The sequence below is a fragment of the Streptomyces sp. FH025 genome (assembly GCF_017427025.1).
GTDB lineage: Bacteria > Actinomycetota > Actinomycetes > Streptomycetales > Streptomycetaceae > Kitasatospora.
Map to the genome: position 1 here is coordinate 14,870 of NZ_JAFLNG010000012.1, position 17,138 is coordinate 32,007.

Genomic DNA, 17,138 nt, shown 5'->3' on the forward strand with positions numbered 1-17,138 from the left:
TTTGAGCGAACAGGAAATTCCCTCCGGGCGCCCCAGAATTGCGCCTATGTTGGCGCATGCCCGATAAACGGGAGCGAGACAACACGGAGGTACTGAGATGGGCAAGCGCGGAGGCGGGTCCGGCGACGGCAAGGGCGGCGGGCAGCAGGACGACAGCAACAAGGGCGCCGGACACGGCGGCGGTGGGTCCGACGAGGGCGGCAACACGTCGGACGGTTCGTCCCCGGCGGGCGGCGGCGGCAAGTGACCGGCGAGACGCACAAGGAGGCGGGCCCCCTCGGGCTCGCCTCCGCGCTGGTGGCGGGCGGCGCACTTACCTCGGACTGGTTCCCGTCCTTCAAGGCCGTATCCCGTGAACTGTTCGTCCCGGACCGCATCTGGCCGGGCATCGCGGACGGCACCAAACAGAACCCCGTCGTGTACCGGTCGCAGGACCCGGAGGGGTGGCGCCGGGCGGTCTACTCGGACATCCCGCTGACCACGCAGTGGGACGACGGCCACCACGAAGGCGATGGACTCGGGACGACCCCGAGCTCTTCCAACTCCATGCCGACCATGGTCTTTTCGATGCTCCAGGACCTCGACGTGCGCCCGGGCAACAGGGTGCTGGAGGTCGGAGCCGGCACCGGGTGGAATGCGGGTCTTCTGGCTCACCGCCTGGGCGGCCCCAACGTGGTGACCGTCGAGTACGACCCGGACGTTGCGCGCGGCGCACGAAAGAACCTGGAGCGGGCCGGACTTGAGCCGACCGTGGTCGAAGGCGACGGGCGACACGGCTGGCCGGACGGCGCTCCCTACGATCGGATTATCGCCACCTGCTCCCTGCTGGAGGTCCCCCTGGCGTGGCTGGAGCAGGTAGCCCCCGGTGGGATCATCGTGGCGCCCTTCGGCACCGAGTACGGCGGTGAGCAGATCGTCCGGCTGACCGTGAACGACGACGGGACCAGCGCGAGCGGCAGGTTCACCCGGAGTTCGGCGTTCATGCGCCTGCGCCAGCAGCGCACGGACCGGCCGCCCTTCGAGGACTACCTGCGCGGACAGGAGTGGCCTGCCGACGCGGTGAGAACCACCACCGAACTGCCCCCGCCGGACACGGGCGGGTGGTTCGAGCAGTTCGTCATCGGGGCGGCCGTGCCCGGCGCGTTCTGGCGGGCGGAGCGCTACGACGACGGTGCGTACACGCTGTGGCTCTACAGCCGGGACACCCGGTCCTGGGCGTCCGCCGACTACGAGCGGGGCCGCACGGAGTACGAGGTGTACCAGTCCGGCCCCCGGAAGCTCTGGGACGAGGTGGAGACCGCCTGGCACTGGTGGGACGACCGGGGCCGCCCCGGCCTCGACCGCTTCGGCCTCACGGTCGCCTCGGGCACCCACACCGTGTGGCTCGATTCCCCGGAGAACCCGGTGCCGCTCCGAGGCTGACCACAGGCATGTCTGTTTCGAACTGAGGTTCACCATGGCGGAGTTAGGCGCGGCTCGCATCGGCCCGGCTCGCTCCACCACTACCGTCTGACGCGCACCACACAGGCGGGCCCCGCTCCCAACGCAACTGGGAGCGGGGCCCGCTCCTGACCAGGGTAAGGCGCTCATGGATCACTGGAACAGGCCTGGCCTGCACTGGCATTGCTACACCTGGGCGGGCAACAAGCGGCCCGACGACTCCGAACGGCGACCTCCCGCGATGCAGAACGGCGTACGGCCCGAGTGGTCGAGCCCCGTTCCACCGCTGGAGGTCATGCACTGGCTCGCCAAGTCAGCCGTGCAGATCAAGTTCACGACGAACGATCCGGCCGAAGCAGTGGATTGGCTCGGCAAGCAGCTCGCCGACTCCCCGGCGCTGGACATCGACCTCGACCCGGAGATCCGGCTGGACCACGCCAGGACCTTCCTCGACACCTTTCCGCACGACGTGGTGTGGACGTACTGGACTCCCGGCCAGCAGCTCCGATCAGTCTGCGCCGTCTCGTGCCCTCGAACCTTCAACCCGACCGGCGAGACACCCCCGCCGTGCCCACTGTGACGGCCTTGATCACGGACCGAGCGGCCCGGTCGCCCGGCGCAGGAAGTCGGCCCGGCCGACTTCCTGCGCATTCAGGTGCTTTCTGCGCGCCCAACGATCACCAGGTCGCCGTGCCGCGGGAGCGGCGCGGCGACCTGGTGATCGTCGCGAAATAACCGACGGCCGACGCGATCGGCCGGATCTGGCAGTGGTCGGACCTGCGGAAGGCCAGCACGATGGAGGCGGCGCGGGGCGCACGCCTCGATGAGATCGTTTCGCCTTGACGCACCGGGGTGAAGTGTGGCTCTGACGGGGTCAATTGGCAATTCGGTCTCGCAGGACTTCCTGCTGGAGTGGGGAGTTGGGGGAAAGGCGCTGGAGTGTAGGAAAGACCTGGCTACCTGAGGCCGCGTTTGAGATCGCGGTGGGGACGGCGCGGGCATGCCGAAAACCGGTTGACCTGTGGCGAATGATGACATCGTGATCTCCAAGGAACGCGCCGTCGAGCTCATCGAGTCCTTCCTGGCCAGAGAGTTGCCGACGCAGCCATGGAGGGGGTCTGCCCCCACGCCGGACGTCTATCACGTGCAGGAACGCGCGGTCGGCTGGCTCGTCTTCTGGCGCTCGGTGGAGCAGGCCTGGGCCCGTGACATGCGCGGCAGCTTCGTCGGCGGCCACTACCTGGTGGACCGGCACGATGGGAGCATCCACTACGTGCCCGCCGCCTGCTGGGAGGACGAGGGTTGGGAGGAGCAGTACCTCCTACAGACCAAGGGCATCAGACCGCCTGATCCACTGGCCGCCTCTGTTCGCGCACTCGTCCACTCCGCAGGCGTCGTGGCCGCGATGAGCCACCTGCGCAAGCAGGCCCCGCGGCTGAACCTGCAGGAGGCAAAGGCCTACGTCACGACCGTTCAGGATGGCGCCGAACCACCGGAAGAGCTGGCAAGCCTTACCCGGAAGGAGCCGAAATGGCCGCCTCTGCCCATCGAAACGCTGGCTGGTCCGGTCTAGAGGCTCTCCGCGACGTGGATGAGCTCCTCGTCCGAGAGTCGCGGAGGGCCGCCGGTGGTGACGGCGAAGGTGTAGGTCCCGTCGGACCATGTCAGCGAACGGGGCCCGCCCTGAGAATCCGATTGCGTGATGGTCGCGGGTTGGCCCTTGACAGTGGCGGTCCGGCCGTCCGGAGGTGTGCTGTTCCGGAGGGTCTGGCTGATGATCAGGGATCCCTGTTCAGGCCCCGTTCCCAGCCGGTACCCGATGGCCCAGGCCGGGGTGTCGGTCGGGAGCGGTGCCAGGCCGGGCAACTCGACCATCCTGCCCGCAGGGTAGGGGTAGTAGTTCTCCGGCAGGAATGTGGGTTGGAGAAGGTTGCGCTCGTCGAAGTGGACGGCGGGCTTGCCTGTGGCGTCGTTCAGCGCCCTGGTCCCGAGCGGTTTGTTGAGGTGGGTGGTGATCTGTGCGTAGCCGCCCAGGTCGCAGAACCCCGGACGGACCGTGTGCCGCAGGGAGACCTTCACCGCGCCGGCGGTCTCGCGGGCCACGAGCTCAGGTGCTTTCTCGCAGCCCCAGCCGATGTTGAGCGTCAGGCTATGGCCGCCAAGGCGGTCAGCCGATGTCGTCGTCCGAGCTTCACCATGTGACGGACGGTACCGTGCTTGCCTTGCGCAGGAAGTCGGCTGGGCCGACTTCCTGCGCGTTCAGGTGCTTTCTACACGCCCAACGAGCGCTTCAGAAAGCCAAGTTCGTGTTGCAGCAGGTTCTCCACCGTCGCCTCGTCCGTCGGCCGGTGCCCGGTGCCGCGCAGCGGGAGGACCTCGTGGGGGCGGCCGGCGGCGAGGAGCGCTGCGGAGAGCCGCAGGGTGTGGACGGGGTAGACGTTGTCGTCGGCGAGGCCCTGGATCAGCAGCAGCGGGCGGGTCAGCTTCGGGGCTTCGGTGATCAAGTCGCAGGAGTCGTAGTGCTCGGGGTGTTCGTCGGGGTGGCCGAGGAAGCGTTCCTGCCAGTGGGTGTCGTACAGCCTGTGGTCGGTGGGGGCGGCTCCGGCGGAGGCGGCGTGGAAGATGTCCGGGCGCCGCAGTACCGCGAGGGCGGCGAGGAAGCCACCGTAGGACCAGCCGCGGATGCCGACCCTGCCCAGGTCGAGCAGGCCGGGCCGCAGCCGGGCGATCTCGTGCAGGCCCGAGATCTGGTCCTCCAGGGCGGGTCCGGCCTTGTCGCCGTAGATCGATTTCTCCCACCGGGGCCCGCGTCCGGGGGTGCCGCGGCCGTCCACCACCAGCACCGCGAAGCCCTGGTCGGCGAACCACTGCGAGACCAGGCCGAACCACTGGCCGCCGGTCGTCACCCTCTGCATCGCGGGTCCACCGTACGGGTCGAGCAGCACGGGCAGCGGGCCGTCGCCGGGCCGGTGCCCCGAGGGCAGGTAGAGCGCGGCGCGCAGCCCCAGCGGGCCGAGCCGGAGGAGCTCGGGTCGGGCGGTAAGCACGGGCGGCTCCGCGTGCGAGGCGAGCGGGAGCGGCGCAGCGCCCTCCCGCAGCACGGTGGTGCACCCGTCGGGGGAGCGGGTGGTGAGCACCAGAGTGCCGCCGCGCCGCACGCCCGTGTGCAATCCGGGGCCGTCGCTCAGCCGCCGGACGCCGACGCCCGGCGTGTACGTCCACAGGTGGGTCTCGGCCGGGTCCTCGGAGGCGGTGAACAGAACCCCCTCTTCCTCCACTCCGAGCACCGCGCGCAGCTGCAACCCCGCCGGGGTGACGGGCTCGCCGTCGACGGTCAGGTGTCGGGTGTCGCCGACATCGGCGGAGTCGACCAGCGCGCCGCCCGCCGTACGGGCCGGCAGGCCGGGGAGGAGCTCGACCCAGTGCTCGTCGCGCTGTTCGGCGAGCACCCGGGTGGCGCCGTCCGGCTCGACGGCCAGGGTGCGGACGGTGCGCTGGTCGCGGCTCTGCACGGCGGCGTACGGGCCGTGGCCGTCCCAGCCGGCGGCGGTGAGGTACTCGAAGGCGGCGCGGTCCCAGCGGACCTCGGTGCGGCGGCCGTCGAGGTGGAGCAGCCACAGCGTGACCTCGGCGTTGGCGGTGCCGGCCAGCGGGTAGCGGATGGCGCGCGGCGGGTGCTGGGGGTCGGTCGGGTCGGCCAGGAACCAGCGGGTGACCGCGCGCTCGTCCATCCGGGTGACGAGCAGCGCGGTGCCGTCGGGGGACCACCAGTGGCCGCGGTCGCGGTACATCTCCTCGGCGGCGACGTACTCGGCGAGGCCGTAGGCGACGTCCTCGGCCTCGGGTTCGGCGAGCACCCGGTCATCGGTGCCGTCCACGGCGGTCACCCGCAGGGCGCCGCCGCTCACGTACGCGATCCGGCGGCCGGCCGGGTCCAGTCGGGGGTCCTCAGACGGGCCGGCGGCCGGGACGGCGCGGACGGTGCCGGCGGAGACATCGGCGAGCCACAGCGCACCGCCCAGCGCGAAGACAGCGAGCGAGCCGGCGGCATCCGTGGCGTACGCGGCGATGCCGGTGCTGGAGCCCAGTGCGGCCGGGTCGGCGATCAGCCGCTCCGCGCCGCTCGCGGTGTCCAGCGCCCACAGGCAGCCGAGCGGATCCGTACCGCCCCGGCTGCGCAGGAACAGCACGGTGGCGCCGTCGGCGGAGACGGTCGGGAGGACGGGGGCGCCCAGGGTGAAGCGCCGGGTGCGGGCCAACTGTCGGGGCAGCGAGTCGGTCGTCATGCCGGGCACCATAGGCACGGCCGGATCGGCCCTGTCGAGCAAATAGTCGACCAAGTAGTCGACCAAGCAGTCGACCGGAAAACAGGCGGGGCCGCCACGGAATTCAGGATTCCGTGACGGCCCCGGAGCCGCTGGGGGACGGGCGTCAGCGCACGTCGCCCATGAGGGCCTGGACCTTCTTGCGGTACGTGTAGACGGCGAACGCCGCGAGGGCTGCGAGCGCGGCCTCGACCGCGATGATCCCGATGCCGTCGAGGGAGATGCCGGCCAGCGAGAGCAGGCTGGTGGTGCAGTCACCGGCGGTGACGGCGAGGAACCAGACGCCCATCATCTGGGAGGCGTACTTCTGCGGCGCCATCTTCGTGGTGACGGAGAGGCCGACCGGGGAGAGGCACAGCTCGCCGATGGTCTGGATCATGTAGATCGAGACGAGCCACAGCGGGGAGACCTTGGTGCCGTCGTCCGCCATGCTCATCGGGACGATGAAGATGAAGAACGAGGCACCGATCAGGAACAGGCCCATCGAGAACTTCACGATGGTGTTCGGCTCCTTGTCGCGGCGGGACAGCCACAGCCACAGCCAGGCGAACACCGGCGCGAGCGCCATCACGAACAGCGGGTTCAGCGACTGGTACCAGGTGGCCGAGAAGCCGAAGCCGAACAGGGAGTCCGCGGTCTTCTTGTCCGCGAACAGGGACAGGGTCGACCCGCCCTGGTCGTAGATCATCCAGAAGATGGCGGCCGCGGCGAAGAACCAGATGTACGCGGACATCTTGGACTGCTCGCCGGCGCTCAGGTCCTTGTCGCGCTTGATCCGGACCAGCACGGTGACCGGGATGAGCAGGCCGGCCAGGGTCAGCGGGACCAGGGCCCAGTTCAGCGTGTAGACGCCCATCGCGACGATGACGGCGTAGAAGACGGCGGCGACGAGGGCCGTCACGCCGGCCTTCACCAGCAGGCTGTTGCGCTCCGCAGGCTTGAGCGGGTTGGGGACCACGCTGCTCTTGGCGCTCAGGTGGCGGCTGCCCAGCAGGAACTGCACCAGGCCGAAGGCCATGCCGACCGCGGCCAGCCCGAAGCCCAGGTGCCAGTTGTACTCCTTGCCGATCGTTCCGATGACGAACGGGGCGACGAAGGCACCGAGGTTGATGCTCATGTAGAAGACGGTGAAGCCACCGTCGCGGCGCGGGTCCTCGGGGCCGTTGTAGAGGTGGCCGACCATCGTGGAGATGTTGGCCTTCAGCAGACCGGAGCCGAGCGCGACCAGGAGCAGGCCGACGAAGAACGCCACCTGGCCCGGGACGGCCAGCGCGATGTGGCCGGACATGATCACGAACCCGGCGATCGCGACGGTCTTGCGGGCGCCCCAGACCCGGTCGCCGAACCAGCCGCCGGGGTAGGCCATGAGGTAGACCATCGAGACGTAGACGGAGTAGATCGCCGTCGCCGTCGCGGCCGTCATGGCGAGGCCGCCGCCCTGGCTGCCCGTGGCGGCGTCGGCGCCACCGGAGACCAGGTAGTAGATGAGCAGGGCACGCATGCCGTAGTAGGAGAAGCGCTCCCACATCTCGGTCATGAACAGCGTGGCGAGCCCTCGGGGGTGCCCGAGGAAGGTCTTGCCGCTGGGCGGGGCCGACGTCGCGTCGGTGTCCAGGGTCTTAGACGCCATGAGTAGTGGTTCCTTGCCTGACAGCGTCCGCCTAGGGGGGTGGCGGCGGACGTGGACCTGAACCACTCTACGTGGCGACATTTGGCTTTATCAGATGACAAAAGCCATGAATCAGGTATGGCGATGGCAAAGTTGCGGGTAGATCTGCCCGATCGATCCATGGTAATCGGGCGTGTCTTCCTTCGGATTTAAGCTCGGAGGGGGGATTTCTCCCTGAACTGGCGATCGGCGGCGCCTCGTTGACTCTCGGTGGGCCCTTGTATAACGATCACGCTCTGTGAACTACCTCACAAGGCGTACGGGCATACCCTGGCGGACTACCATCACCACATGACCTGTGTGCTGCTCGCCGAGGACGATCCGGCGATCTCCGAACCGCTCGCCCGAGCCCTGCGACGCGAGGGCTATGAGGTGCTCGTCCGCGAGGACGGTCCGACCGCACTGGCCGCCGGCCTCACCGAGGAGGTCGACCTCGTCGTCCTCGACCTCGGCCTGCCCGAGATGGACGGCCTGGAGGTCTGCCGCCGCCTGCGTGCCGACGGCAAGAGCTGCCCCGTCCTGGTGCTCACCGCCCGCGCCGACGAGGTGGACACCGTGGTCGGCCTGGACGCCGGTGCCGACGACTACGTCACCAAGCCCTTCCGCCTGGCCGAACTGCTCGCCCGCGTCCGGGCCCTGCTCCGGCGCGGCAACGTCGACCAGCTCACCACCGGCGCGCACGGGGTGAAGATCGACATCGAGTCCCACCGCGCCTGGCTCGGCGAGGAGGAGCTCACCCTCTCCGCCAAGGAGTTCGAGCTGCTGCGCGTCCTCGTCCGGGACGCCGGCCGGGTGGTCACCCGCGAGGAGATCATGCGGCAGGTCTGGGACACCACCTGGTGGACCTCGACCAAGACCCTGGACATGCACATCTCCTGGCTCCGCAAGAAGCTCGGCGACGACGCGGCGAACCCGCGCTACATCGCCACCGTGCGCGGGGTGGGGTTCCGGTTCGAGAAGAATTAGCCCCGTACGGAGATCGTGGCCGGGCGCCGGCCGACGGAGCACAACCACCTCGGGGAGCGGCAGCGTGAAACGCAGGATGATCAACTCGCTGCTGGTCGTCGTCCTGGTGGTCGTCGTGGTGTTCTGCGTACCGCTCGCCCTGGTCGAGAAGCGCACCATCGTGAACTCGGCCCAGGACCGGGTGGACGCGGCCGCCGTCCGGGTGCTCGCCCTGGTGGAGAGCCGGCTCGCCGCGGGCGAGTCGGTCAACACCGGGCGCGTCTTCGAGAGCCAGGTCACCGAGGGCAGTTACGTCGAGGTGCAGATCCCCGGCCAGCAGGTGGTCTCCGCCGGTGACCGCCCGGCCGGGAACCACCTGCTGAAGGCCGTCGAACGCGGCAACAGCGGCGAGATCGTCACCGTCGAGCAGTCCCGCGAGGACGTCGACCACGAGATCGCCAACAACCTGCTGCTGCTCGGCGTGGTCGCCCTGCTGGCCGTCCAGGCCGCCGTGGCGCTCGCCGTCTGGCAGGCCAAGCGGCTCGCCCGGCCGCTCACCGACCTCGCCGAGACCGCCGAACGGCTCGGCTCCGGCGACCCGCGCCCGCGCGACCGGCGGTACGGGGTGCCCGAGCTGGACCGGATCGCCGAGGTGCTGGACACCAGCGCCGAGCGGATCGCCCGGATGCTCACCGCCGAGCGCCGGCTCGCCGCCGACGCCTCGCACCAGCTGCGCACCCCGCTCACCGCGCTCTCCATGCGGCTGGAGGAGATCACCGCCCTCGCCGAGGACCCGGAGACGGTCAAGGAGGAGGCGACCATCGCCCTCCAGCAGGTCGAGCGGCTCACCGACGTCGTCCAGCGGCTGCTCACCACCCAGCGCGACCCGCGCAGCCCCACCGCCGTCGCCTTCGACCTGGACGAGGTGATCAAGCAGCAGGTGGAGGAGTGGGGCCCGACGCTGCGCGAGCAGGGCCGGGTGCTGTCCCTGGAGGGCCTGCACGGGGTCACCGCGGTCGGCACCCCGGGGACGGTCGCCCAGGTGCTGGCCACCCTGATCGAGAACTCGCTGATGCACGGCGCCGGGACGATCACCCTGAGGGTGCGGCCCTCTGGCACCTCGGCCGTGGTCGAGGTGGAGGACCAGGGCGCGGGGGTGCCCGCCGACCTCGGCAACCGGGTGTTCGAGCGCGCGGTCAGCGGCCGCAACTCCACCGGCATCGGGCTGGCCGTGGCCCGCGACCTCGCGGAGGCGGACGGCGGGCGGCTGGAGCTGCTGTCGCTGAAGCCGGCGGTGTTCGCGCTCTTCCTCGGGCGCAGCCACGAGGACACCACGCGCTGAGGCGCTGAGGCGCCTGAGACGGTCGGGGCGGGGGTGCTGGGGCGCGCGGGTCCGGGCGGGGGTGCGGGGCCTATTCGGCCTTGGCGTAACGGATCTGCTCGGCGGCCAGCATCATCTCGGCCTGGGCTGCCAGCCCCTGGCCACCCAGGTGGTTCGCCTCCGGCGCGGCGGTCGGCTCGGCCGGCTCGGGCACGGCCTTGAAGACCCAGGTGCGGTACGAGATGAAGCGGAACACGGTGGCGACGGCGAGGCCGATCACCTTGGCGCCCAGCTGCTCGTAGTGCGAGTCCAGGCCGAGCACGTAGACCGACAGGCCGAGCACGCCGGTCTCGATCAGCATGCCGATGCCGCTGTACACCAGGAACAGCGTGATCTCCCGCTTGCGCGAGGCGGCGTCGCGGTCCCGGTACAGCCAGTAGCGGTAGCCGAGGTAGTTGGTGGCGATCGCGATCACGGTCGCCACGATGTTGGAGCGCAGCGACGCCAGGCCCAGGCCGTTGATGCAGACCCAGAACACGGCGAAGTTGACCACCACGCCGCTCAGGCCGACGATGCCGAACTTCACGACTTCGCCCGAGAGCCCACGCAGTTTCTGCATGAGCGAGGGGTTCGAAGCTGCGGTCGTCGCCATACCGGGCTGCCTCCATGTGCGCGCGGGTCGAAAGGGCGGATCGCTGGGACGCGGCCACCCCTTGAGCCCTGCGTGCACACACATGATCTGACCGCGTGGACGAGGACCTAGCCGTCCAGGCTACCCGCTTCAACCGAACGGCTCAGCCCGCAGGGCCCCCGGTTGACATCTACGCGCGTCCGGTTCGCAGGCCCCACCGGCGGCTCCACCGCCCCCGACCGGCCCGGATATCCTGGGCCGCGTGACTTCCCCGGGCAATGTGAATTTTCCAGTGGTGGGCATGATCGGCGGCGGGCAGTTGGCCCGCATGGCACACCAGGCGGGCATCCCGCTCGGGGTCAGGTTCAAGCTCCTCGCCGACACGCCTCAGGACTCCGCCGCACAGGTGGTCTCCGACGTCGTCCTCGGTGACTACCGCGACCTCGACACCCTGCGCCGCTTCGCCGCGGGCTGCGACGTCATCACCTTCGACCACGAGCACGTCCCGACCGAGCACCTCCGGGTGCTGGAGGCCGACGGCATCGCCGTCCGCCCCGGCCCGAAGGCCCTGGTCAACGCCCAGGACAAGGGTGTGATGCGGGCCACGCTCGACTCCATCGGCGTGCCCTGCCCCCGGCACCGGATCGTCGCCGACCCGGCCGACGTCACCGCCTTCGCCAACGAGGGCTCCGGCTACCCGGTCGTGCTGAAGACCGTCCGCGGCGGCTACGACGGCAAGGGCGTCTGGGTCGTCGACGACGAGCAGGAGGCGCAGGCCCCGTTCCTGGCCGGCGTCCCGGTGCTGGCCGAGGAGAAGGTCGACTTCGTCCGCGAGCTGGCCGCCAACGTCGTCCGCTCGCCCAGCGGCCAGGCCGTCGCCTACCCGGTCGTCGAGAGCGTCCAGGAGAACGGCGTCTGCGCCGAGGTCACCGCCCCCGCGCCGGACCTCGACCCGGTCCTGTCCGACGAGGCCCAGCAGCTCGCCCTGCGGATCGCCGGCGAGCTCGGCATGGTCGGCCACCTGGCCGTCGAGCTGTTCCAGACCCGGGACGGCCGGATCCTGGTCAACGAGCTGGCCATGCGCCCGCACAACTCCGGGCACTGGAGCCAGGACGGCGCGGTCACCTCGCAGTTCGAGAACCACCTGCGGGCCGTCCTCGACCTCCCGCTCGGCGACCCCCGGCCGCGCGCCAAGTGGACCGTCATGGTCAACGTCCTCGGCGGCGACTACCCGGACATGTACCACGCCTTCCTGCACTGCATGGCCCGCGACCCCGGGCTGCGGATCCACATGTACGGAAAGGACGTGAAGCCCGGCCGCAAGGTCGGCCACGTCAACGTCTTCGGGGACGACCTCGACGACGTCCGCGAGCGCGCCCGCCACGCGGCCGCCTACCTGCGAGGAACGATCACCGAATGAGTAACCCTGTTGTCGGCATCGTCATGGGCTCGGACTCCGACTGGCCCGTCATGGAGGCCGCCGCCCAGGCGCTGGACGAGTTCGAGATCCCCTACGAGGTGGACGTCGTCTCCGCCCACCGGATGCCGCGCGAGATGGTCGCGTACGGCGAGAACGCCCACAAGCGCGGCCTGAAGGCGATCATCGCGGGCGCCGGCGGCGCGGCCCACCTGCCCGGCATGCTGGCCTCCGTCACCCCGCTGCCGGTCATCGGCGTGCCGGTGCCGCTGCGCTACCTGGACGGCATGGACAGCCTGCTGTCGATCGTCCAGATGCCGGCCGGCGTGCCGGTGGCGACCGTCTCGGTGGCCGGCGCGCGCAACGCCGGTCTGCTCGCGGTGCGGATGCTCGCCGCCTTCGACGCCGAACTCACCGAGAAGATGACCGACTTCCAGGCCGAGCTGAACAACCAGGCCACCGAGAAGGGCCAGAAGCTCCGGGCCAAGGTGGCCGGCTCCACCTCCTTCGGCTTCGCCAAGTAGCCCCGGCGGCACGGGCGAGTGGCCCCGGCGGCACGGGCGAGTGGCTCCGGCGGCGGGGTGGGGTAGAACAGCTCGTATGACTTCCGAGACGGACTCCCTCACCCCGCTGGACCGCGCCCGCGCCCTGCTGCGCACCGCCCCCGTGGTGGACGGCCACAACGACCTCCCCTGGGCGATGCGCGAGCAGGCCGGGTACGACCTCGGCGCGCTCGACCTCGCCACCGACCAGAGCGGGCACCTGCACACCGACCTCGCCCGCCTCGCGGAGGGCGGGGTCGGCGCGCAGTTCTGGTCCGTCTACGTGCCCGCCTCGCTGGCCGGCGACCACGCGGTGAGCGCCACCCTGGAGCAGATCGACTTCGTCCACGCCCTGGTCGAGCGCTACCCCGACCGGCTGCGGCTCGCCCGCACCGCCGCCGACATCGAGGCCGCCCGGGCCGAGGGCCGGATCGCCTCGCTGATGGGCGCCGAGGGCGGCCACTCCATCGACTGCTCGCTGGCCACCCTGCGCGCCCTGTACGAGCTCGGCGTGCGCTACCTGACGCTCACCCACAACGACAACGTGCCGTGGGCCGACTCCGCGACCGACAAGCCGGTGGCGGGCGGGCTGACCCGGTTCGGCGAGGAGGTCGTCCGGGAGATGAACCGGCTCGGCATGCTGGTCGACCTCTCGCACGTCTCCGCCGACACCATGCGCGACGCCCTGCGGGTCACCGAGGCGCCCGTCGTCTTCTCGCACTCCTCCTCGCGCGCGGTCTGCGACCACCCGCGCAACATCCCGGACGACGTGCTCGCCCAACTGCCCGCCAACGGCGGGGTGGCGATGGCGACCTTCGTCCCCAAGTTCATCCTGCCCGCCGCCATCGACTGGACCCTGGCCGCCGACGAGAACATGCGCGCCCACGGCTTCCACCCGCTGGACACCACCCCGCCGGCCATGGAGCGCCAGCGCGCCTTCGAGGCCGCCAACCCGCGCCCGATCGCCACCCCGGCCACCGTCGCCGACCACCTCGACCACATGCGCGAGGTCGCCGGCATCGACCACATCGGCATCGGCGGCGACTTCGACGGCACCGCCTTCCTGCCCGACGGCCTCGACTCGGTGGCCGGCTACCCCAACCTGGTCGCCGAACTCCTCGGCCGCCACTGGTCGGAGGCCGACCTCGCCAAGCTCACCTGGCACAACGCCGTCCGCGTCCTGCGCGACGCCGAGTCGGTCGCCGCCTCGCTGCGCACCACCCGCCGGCCGTCCATCGCGACCATCGCCCAGCTGGACGGCGTGAACTCCTGACCGAGCCGCGGGATCTCGACGGCCGGGCACTTGTCCGTACGTCCATCACGTCGACCGGGACGGCCGCGCCAGGTGTCATCCGATTTCACATCGACCTGGCGGGCCGGCCCGCGCGGATCCCGGCCGGGAATGGCCGGGGGAGCGGTGGCGCTGGGGTGAGGTGAGTTCTCGGTTCTCGGTTCTCGGCTGCGAGGAGGCAGGGCATGTACGGCGACCCGGAGACGGTCCGGAAGATCCTTACCGCGCTGGGCGACACCTGGGCCGTCGTGGGCCTCTCGTCCAACCAGCGGCGAGCGGCCTACGGCGTGGCCGAGGTGCTCCAGCGCTTCGGCAAGCGGGTCGTGCCGGTGCACCCGAAGGCGGAGACGGTCCATGGCGAGAAGGGCTACGCCTCCCTCGCGGACATCCCCTTCGAGGTCGACGTGGTGGACGCCTTCGTCCGGTCCGACCTCGCCGGGGAGGTCGCGGACGAGGCGGCCGCCATCGGCGCCAAGGCCGTCTGGTTCCAGCTCGGAGTGGTCGACGAAGCCGCGTACGAGCGGACGCGAACCGCCGGGCTGTCCATGGTGATGGACAAGTGCCCCGCCATCGAGATCCCGCGCCTCGGTCCGGCCGGCCGGATCGGCTAGGTCCCGGAGCCTGCGGGCCCACATCCTCGACCGGGAGACCCGCGGAGTACCGGACGGTTCGGAGTAACCGTGACACCGCGCGCTGCCCGCACGGTAGCGTTGACGGGTAGTCAGCTGTGGATGCGGGTAGAGAGAAGTCGGGATGTCGCAATTAGCGATGGCGGCCTACGGCCTCGTCGGGAGTCTGCTCGTCTCGCTGCTGACGTTCTTCCGCGTGGTTCAGACGAAGAGGTGCTGGCCCTGGGAGGTCCCTGGCGGGACCAGGATATCGATCTACATCGCCGCGGAAGCAGCTCGAATGCTGATCGGTGCGGGAGTCGCGTGGGCCATCGCCATGGCCGGTCCGTTCAGCGCCTTCGGGGCGGTCATCGCAGGTGCGGGAGCTCCTGCGATTCTCGACAAGTGGCAGAGGTCGGCGCAGGATTCAGCGCTTTCGGACGTGGGGCAATTGATTTCATCGATCCCCGCCCAGGAGCTGAGCAGCGAAAATCAAGCTGTAGGTATCGGTCCTTCGATGGTCGGAGATGGGGGTGCCTAGACTGTGAATCGAGAATTCTTTCAGGCGTTGACGCACAGTGGCCCTAGCTATGAACTCAAGGCGCGGGACGCGTCTGCCGGGGGTGTCGCGCAGGGCTTCTGGGGTGCCCTCACCCATTCCGGTCCCAGCTACACCGCGGCCTCGATCCGTGAAGTCGCCGACCGTGAGGCGGAGCACGCTCGGTTGGACCGTGGCCTGGACGAGGCCATCGGCCGCTGGAGTGCCGCCATGCGTGAGGCGGAAGCATCGATGGAGGGAATGGATGCCGCGGGCAACGTGGATGACCGGCGAACGTTCTTCAATGCCTCTGTCGATGCACTGGAGCGCCTCGCTGTCATTGCCGAGGAGGATCTCTCCCCTGTGCTGAGGGCGTATTTCAAGGTGATACACCCTCTCGATTTCTTGAATCGGAGACTTCACAGGAAGACGCTCAGGCTGACGCTCCGTAGTGCCGAGCAGTCGGCCAGGCTTGCCTCTCTCCTCAAGAGGAACGAGGACCTGGTCGTGGCCGGCGATGCGGCGGCGGAAAAGAGCGTGCGGGATGCTTACCGGGAATTCAGCTCGATCCCGGATCGCGGGATCGGGCAGTTCCTGCACCTCGCCCGGGCGGCGTAGCGGACAGAGGTGGCGTCCTGCGTGCCCGCCGACCGCATGGGATTCCGTGACGGGGGCGGGCTCAGACGTCGAAGGCCCGGAGCTCCACCAGGGCCGTGCCGTCGGCTTCGTAGGTGGCCTTCAGGTGGCCCCCGATCGCTCCGAAGCGGCCGTGCGGAAGGATCTTCGCGTACGGCTTGAACGCGTTCGAAGACGTTCAAAGGCGTTCGGGGGGTTCCAGGGTCAGCTGGGGCGGCCCAGGGCGCGGTAGGTCCAGCCGGCGGCGCGCCAGGCGGCGGCGTCGAGGACGTTGCGGCCGTCGAGGAGGCGGCGTTCGGCGACCACGGCGCCGAGCTCGGCGGGGTCGAGCTCGCGGAACTCGGCCCACTCGGTGAGGTGGAGGACGACGTGGGCGCCCTCGACGGCCTCCAGGGCGGAGCCGGCGTAGGCCAGGGAGGGGAACATCTTGCGGGCGTTGTCCACGGCCTTCGGGTCGTAGACGGTGACCTGGGCGCCCTGGAGCTGGATCTGGGCGGCCACGTTGAGGGCGGGGGAGTCCCGGATGTCGTCGGAGTTGGGCTTGAAGGCGGCGCCGAGGACGGCGACCCGGCGGCCCAGGAAGCCGCCGCCGCACTGCTCGCGGGCCAGCTCGACCATCCGGGAGCGGCGCCGCATGTTGATCGAGTCGACCTCGCGCAGGAAGGTCAGCGCCTGGTCGGCACCGAGTTCGCCGGCCCTGGCCATGAACGCGCGGATGTCCTTGGGCAGGCAGCCGCCGCCGAAGCCGAGGCCGGAGTTGAGGAACTTGCCGCCGATCCGCTCGTCGTAGGCGAGCGCGGTGGACAGCTGGGTGACGTCCGCGCCGGCCGCCTCGCAGACCTCGGCCATCGCGTTGATGAAGGAGATCTTGGTGGCCAGGAAGGAGTTGGCGGCGGCCTTGACCAGCTCGGCGGTCGCGTAGTCGGTGACCAGGAAGGGCACGCCGGCCGCGATCGGCTCCGCGTACACCTCGCGCAGCAGCCGCTCGGCCCGCTCGCTCTGGGTGCCGACCACGATCCGGTCCGGCCGCAGGGTGTCCTGGACGGCGAAGCCCTCGCGCAGGAACTCCGGGTTCCAGGCGAGTTCGGCGCCCTCGCCGACCGGCGCCAGCGCGGCCAGCCGCTCGGCCAGCCGGGCCGCCGAGCCGACCGGGACGGTGGACTTGCCGACCACCAGGGCCGGGCGCGTCAGGTGCGGCGCGAGGTCGTCGATCGCGGCGTCCACGTACGACATGTCGGCGGCGAACTCGCCCTTGCGCTGCGGGGTGTTGACGCAGATGAAGTGCACGTCCCCGAACTCCGCGGCCTCCTTGGCCGAGGTCGTGAAGCGCAGTCGCCCGGTCGAACCTTCGTGCCCGACCACGTGCTTGAGCAGCAGCTCGGACAGCCCCGGTTCGTACATCGGGACGCGACCCGCGGTGAGCGTGGCGATCTTGTCCGGATCGATGTCCAGGCCCAGCACCTCGAAGCCGAACTCGGCCATCGCGGCGGCGTGCGTGGCGCCGAGGTAGCCGGTGCCGATCACGGAGATGCGGAGGGTCACGGATTCCCCTTAGTGCGGGCTTGACCAGTACGAGTGCCCCCGATGCTATCCGTCCGCTCCGGATCGGCATTGATCGCCCGCACGCAGTGGGCGCTAGGCAGCCGCAGGTCGGAGCCCTAGGATCTCTACTGAACGGTAGTTAACCCCGGATTCGACTTCCATCAGACTTCGACAGACTTCGGTCACTGGACGACGAGGCAGGCATCATGGCGGGCAGCGCAGGGGCGGCTGAC

At 70.2% G+C, this 17,138-nt stretch carries 17 protein-coding genes; 12 read left to right on the forward strand and 5 right to left on the reverse strand.

Annotation, left to right across the window (positions count from 1 at the left end):
* Nucleotides 1–97: 97 nt before the first annotated feature.
* The 4 genes from J0670_RS01760 to J0670_RS01775 all read left to right on the forward strand — a co-directional run bounded on the left by J0670_RS01760 (nucleotide 98) and on the right by J0670_RS01775 (nucleotide 3,013).
* Complete coding sequence (locus J0670_RS01760) at nucleotides 98–247, forward strand: hypothetical protein (RefSeq protein WP_207808876.1); 150 nt, start codon at nucleotides 98–100, stop codon at nucleotides 245–247.
* Nucleotides 244–1,422: a methyltransferase domain-containing protein gene (locus tag J0670_RS01765; RefSeq protein ID WP_207808877.1), complete on the forward strand. Its 1,179-nt coding sequence runs from the start codon at nucleotides 244–246 to the stop codon at nucleotides 1,420–1,422. Before J0670_RS01760 ends, J0670_RS01765 begins: the two co-directional genes overlap by 4 nt.
* 166 nt (nucleotides 1,423–1,588) lie before the next feature.
* Nucleotides 1,589–2,020, forward strand: a complete 432-nt coding sequence (locus J0670_RS01770) for a hypothetical protein (protein WP_207808878.1) — start codon at nucleotides 1,589–1,591, stop codon at nucleotides 2,018–2,020.
* Nucleotides 2,021–2,479: 459 nt separating this feature from the next.
* Nucleotides 2,480–3,013, forward strand: a complete 534-nt coding sequence (locus J0670_RS01775) for a hypothetical protein (protein ID WP_207808880.1) — start codon at nucleotides 2,480–2,482, stop codon at nucleotides 3,011–3,013.
* Here the strand turns inward: J0670_RS01775 and J0670_RS01780 are convergent.
* The 3 genes from J0670_RS01780 to J0670_RS01790 all read right to left on the reverse strand — a co-directional run bounded on the left by J0670_RS01780 (nucleotide 3,010) and on the right by J0670_RS01790 (nucleotide 7,395).
* Nucleotides 3,010–3,543 (reverse strand): hypothetical protein, encoded by a 534-nt coding sequence (locus J0670_RS01780; protein ID WP_207808881.1) that lies wholly within the window; start codon nucleotides 3,541–3,543, stop codon nucleotides 3,010–3,012. The two genes, J0670_RS01775 and J0670_RS01780, sit on opposite strands and share 4 nt — an antisense overlap.
* 167 nt (nucleotides 3,544–3,710) lie before the next feature.
* Nucleotides 3,711–5,726, reverse strand: coding sequence for a prolyl oligopeptidase family serine peptidase (locus tag J0670_RS01785; protein ID WP_207808883.1), 2,016 nt, complete (start codon nucleotides 5,724–5,726; stop codon nucleotides 3,711–3,713).
* A gap of 145 nt (nucleotides 5,727–5,871) precedes the next feature.
* A complete protein-coding gene (locus J0670_RS01790; RefSeq protein ID WP_207808885.1) occupies nucleotides 5,872–7,395 on the reverse strand; it encodes a peptide MFS transporter in 1,524 nt (507 codons plus the stop codon).
* 330 nt (nucleotides 7,396–7,725) lie between these two features.
* Between J0670_RS01790 and J0670_RS01795 the strand changes: the two genes are divergently transcribed.
* Nucleotides 7,726–8,400: a response regulator transcription factor gene (locus J0670_RS01795; protein ID WP_030290974.1), complete on the forward strand. Its 675-nt coding sequence runs from the start codon at nucleotides 7,726–7,728 to the stop codon at nucleotides 8,398–8,400.
* Between the two features lie 64 nt (nucleotides 8,401–8,464).
* Nucleotides 8,465–9,721: an ATP-binding protein gene (locus J0670_RS01800; protein ID WP_207808886.1), complete on the forward strand. Its 1,257-nt coding sequence runs from the start codon at nucleotides 8,465–8,467 to the stop codon at nucleotides 9,719–9,721.
* 70 nt (nucleotides 9,722–9,791) lie between these two features.
* Here J0670_RS01800 and J0670_RS01805 read toward each other — a convergent pair whose 3' ends face one another.
* The gene (locus tag J0670_RS01805) at nucleotides 9,792–10,319 is read right to left on the reverse strand and encodes a GtrA family protein (protein WP_207808888.1); all 528 of its coding nucleotides are present in this window, start codon (nucleotides 10,317–10,319) and stop codon (nucleotides 9,792–9,794) included.
* A 292-nt stretch (nucleotides 10,320–10,611) separates the two neighbouring features.
* Here J0670_RS01805 and J0670_RS01810 point away from each other — a divergent pair, with 292 nt between their 5' ends.
* From J0670_RS01810 to J0670_RS01835, 6 genes are all read left to right on the forward strand, one after another.
* On the forward strand, nucleotides 10,612–11,751 hold the full coding sequence (locus J0670_RS01810) for a 5-(carboxyamino)imidazole ribonucleotide synthase (protein WP_207808904.1): 1,140 nt from the start codon (nucleotides 10,612–10,614) through the stop codon (nucleotides 11,749–11,751).
* Nucleotides 11,748–12,272: a 5-(carboxyamino)imidazole ribonucleotide mutase gene (gene purE, locus J0670_RS01815; RefSeq protein ID WP_207808890.1), complete on the forward strand. Its 525-nt coding sequence runs from the start codon at nucleotides 11,748–11,750 to the stop codon at nucleotides 12,270–12,272. Before J0670_RS01810 ends, purE begins: the two co-directional genes overlap by 4 nt.
* A 76-nt stretch (nucleotides 12,273–12,348) precedes the next feature.
* Entirely contained in the window at nucleotides 12,349–13,563 is a 1,215-nt protein-coding gene (locus J0670_RS01820; RefSeq protein WP_207808892.1) for a dipeptidase, read from the forward strand.
* A 203-nt stretch (nucleotides 13,564–13,766) separates the two neighbouring features.
* On the forward strand, nucleotides 13,767–14,192 hold the full coding sequence (locus J0670_RS01825; protein WP_207808893.1) for a CoA-binding protein: 426 nt from the start codon (nucleotides 13,767–13,769) through the stop codon (nucleotides 14,190–14,192).
* 142 nt (nucleotides 14,193–14,334) lie between these two features.
* Nucleotides 14,335–14,730 (forward strand): hypothetical protein, encoded by a 396-nt coding sequence (locus J0670_RS01830; protein WP_207808895.1) that lies wholly within the window; start codon nucleotides 14,335–14,337, stop codon nucleotides 14,728–14,730.
* A gap of 3 nt (nucleotides 14,731–14,733) precedes the next feature.
* Complete coding sequence (locus J0670_RS01835; RefSeq protein WP_207808896.1) at nucleotides 14,734–15,345, forward strand: hypothetical protein; 612 nt, start codon at nucleotides 14,734–14,736, stop codon at nucleotides 15,343–15,345.
* A gap of 222 nt (nucleotides 15,346–15,567) precedes the next feature.
* On the opposite strand, the gene J0670_RS01840 is transcribed toward J0670_RS01835, so the two are convergent.
* Nucleotides 15,568–16,905 (reverse strand): UDP-glucose/GDP-mannose dehydrogenase family protein, encoded by a 1,338-nt coding sequence (locus J0670_RS01840; RefSeq protein ID WP_207808898.1) that lies wholly within the window; start codon nucleotides 16,903–16,905, stop codon nucleotides 15,568–15,570.
* Nucleotides 16,906–17,138: the final 233 nt, after the last annotated feature.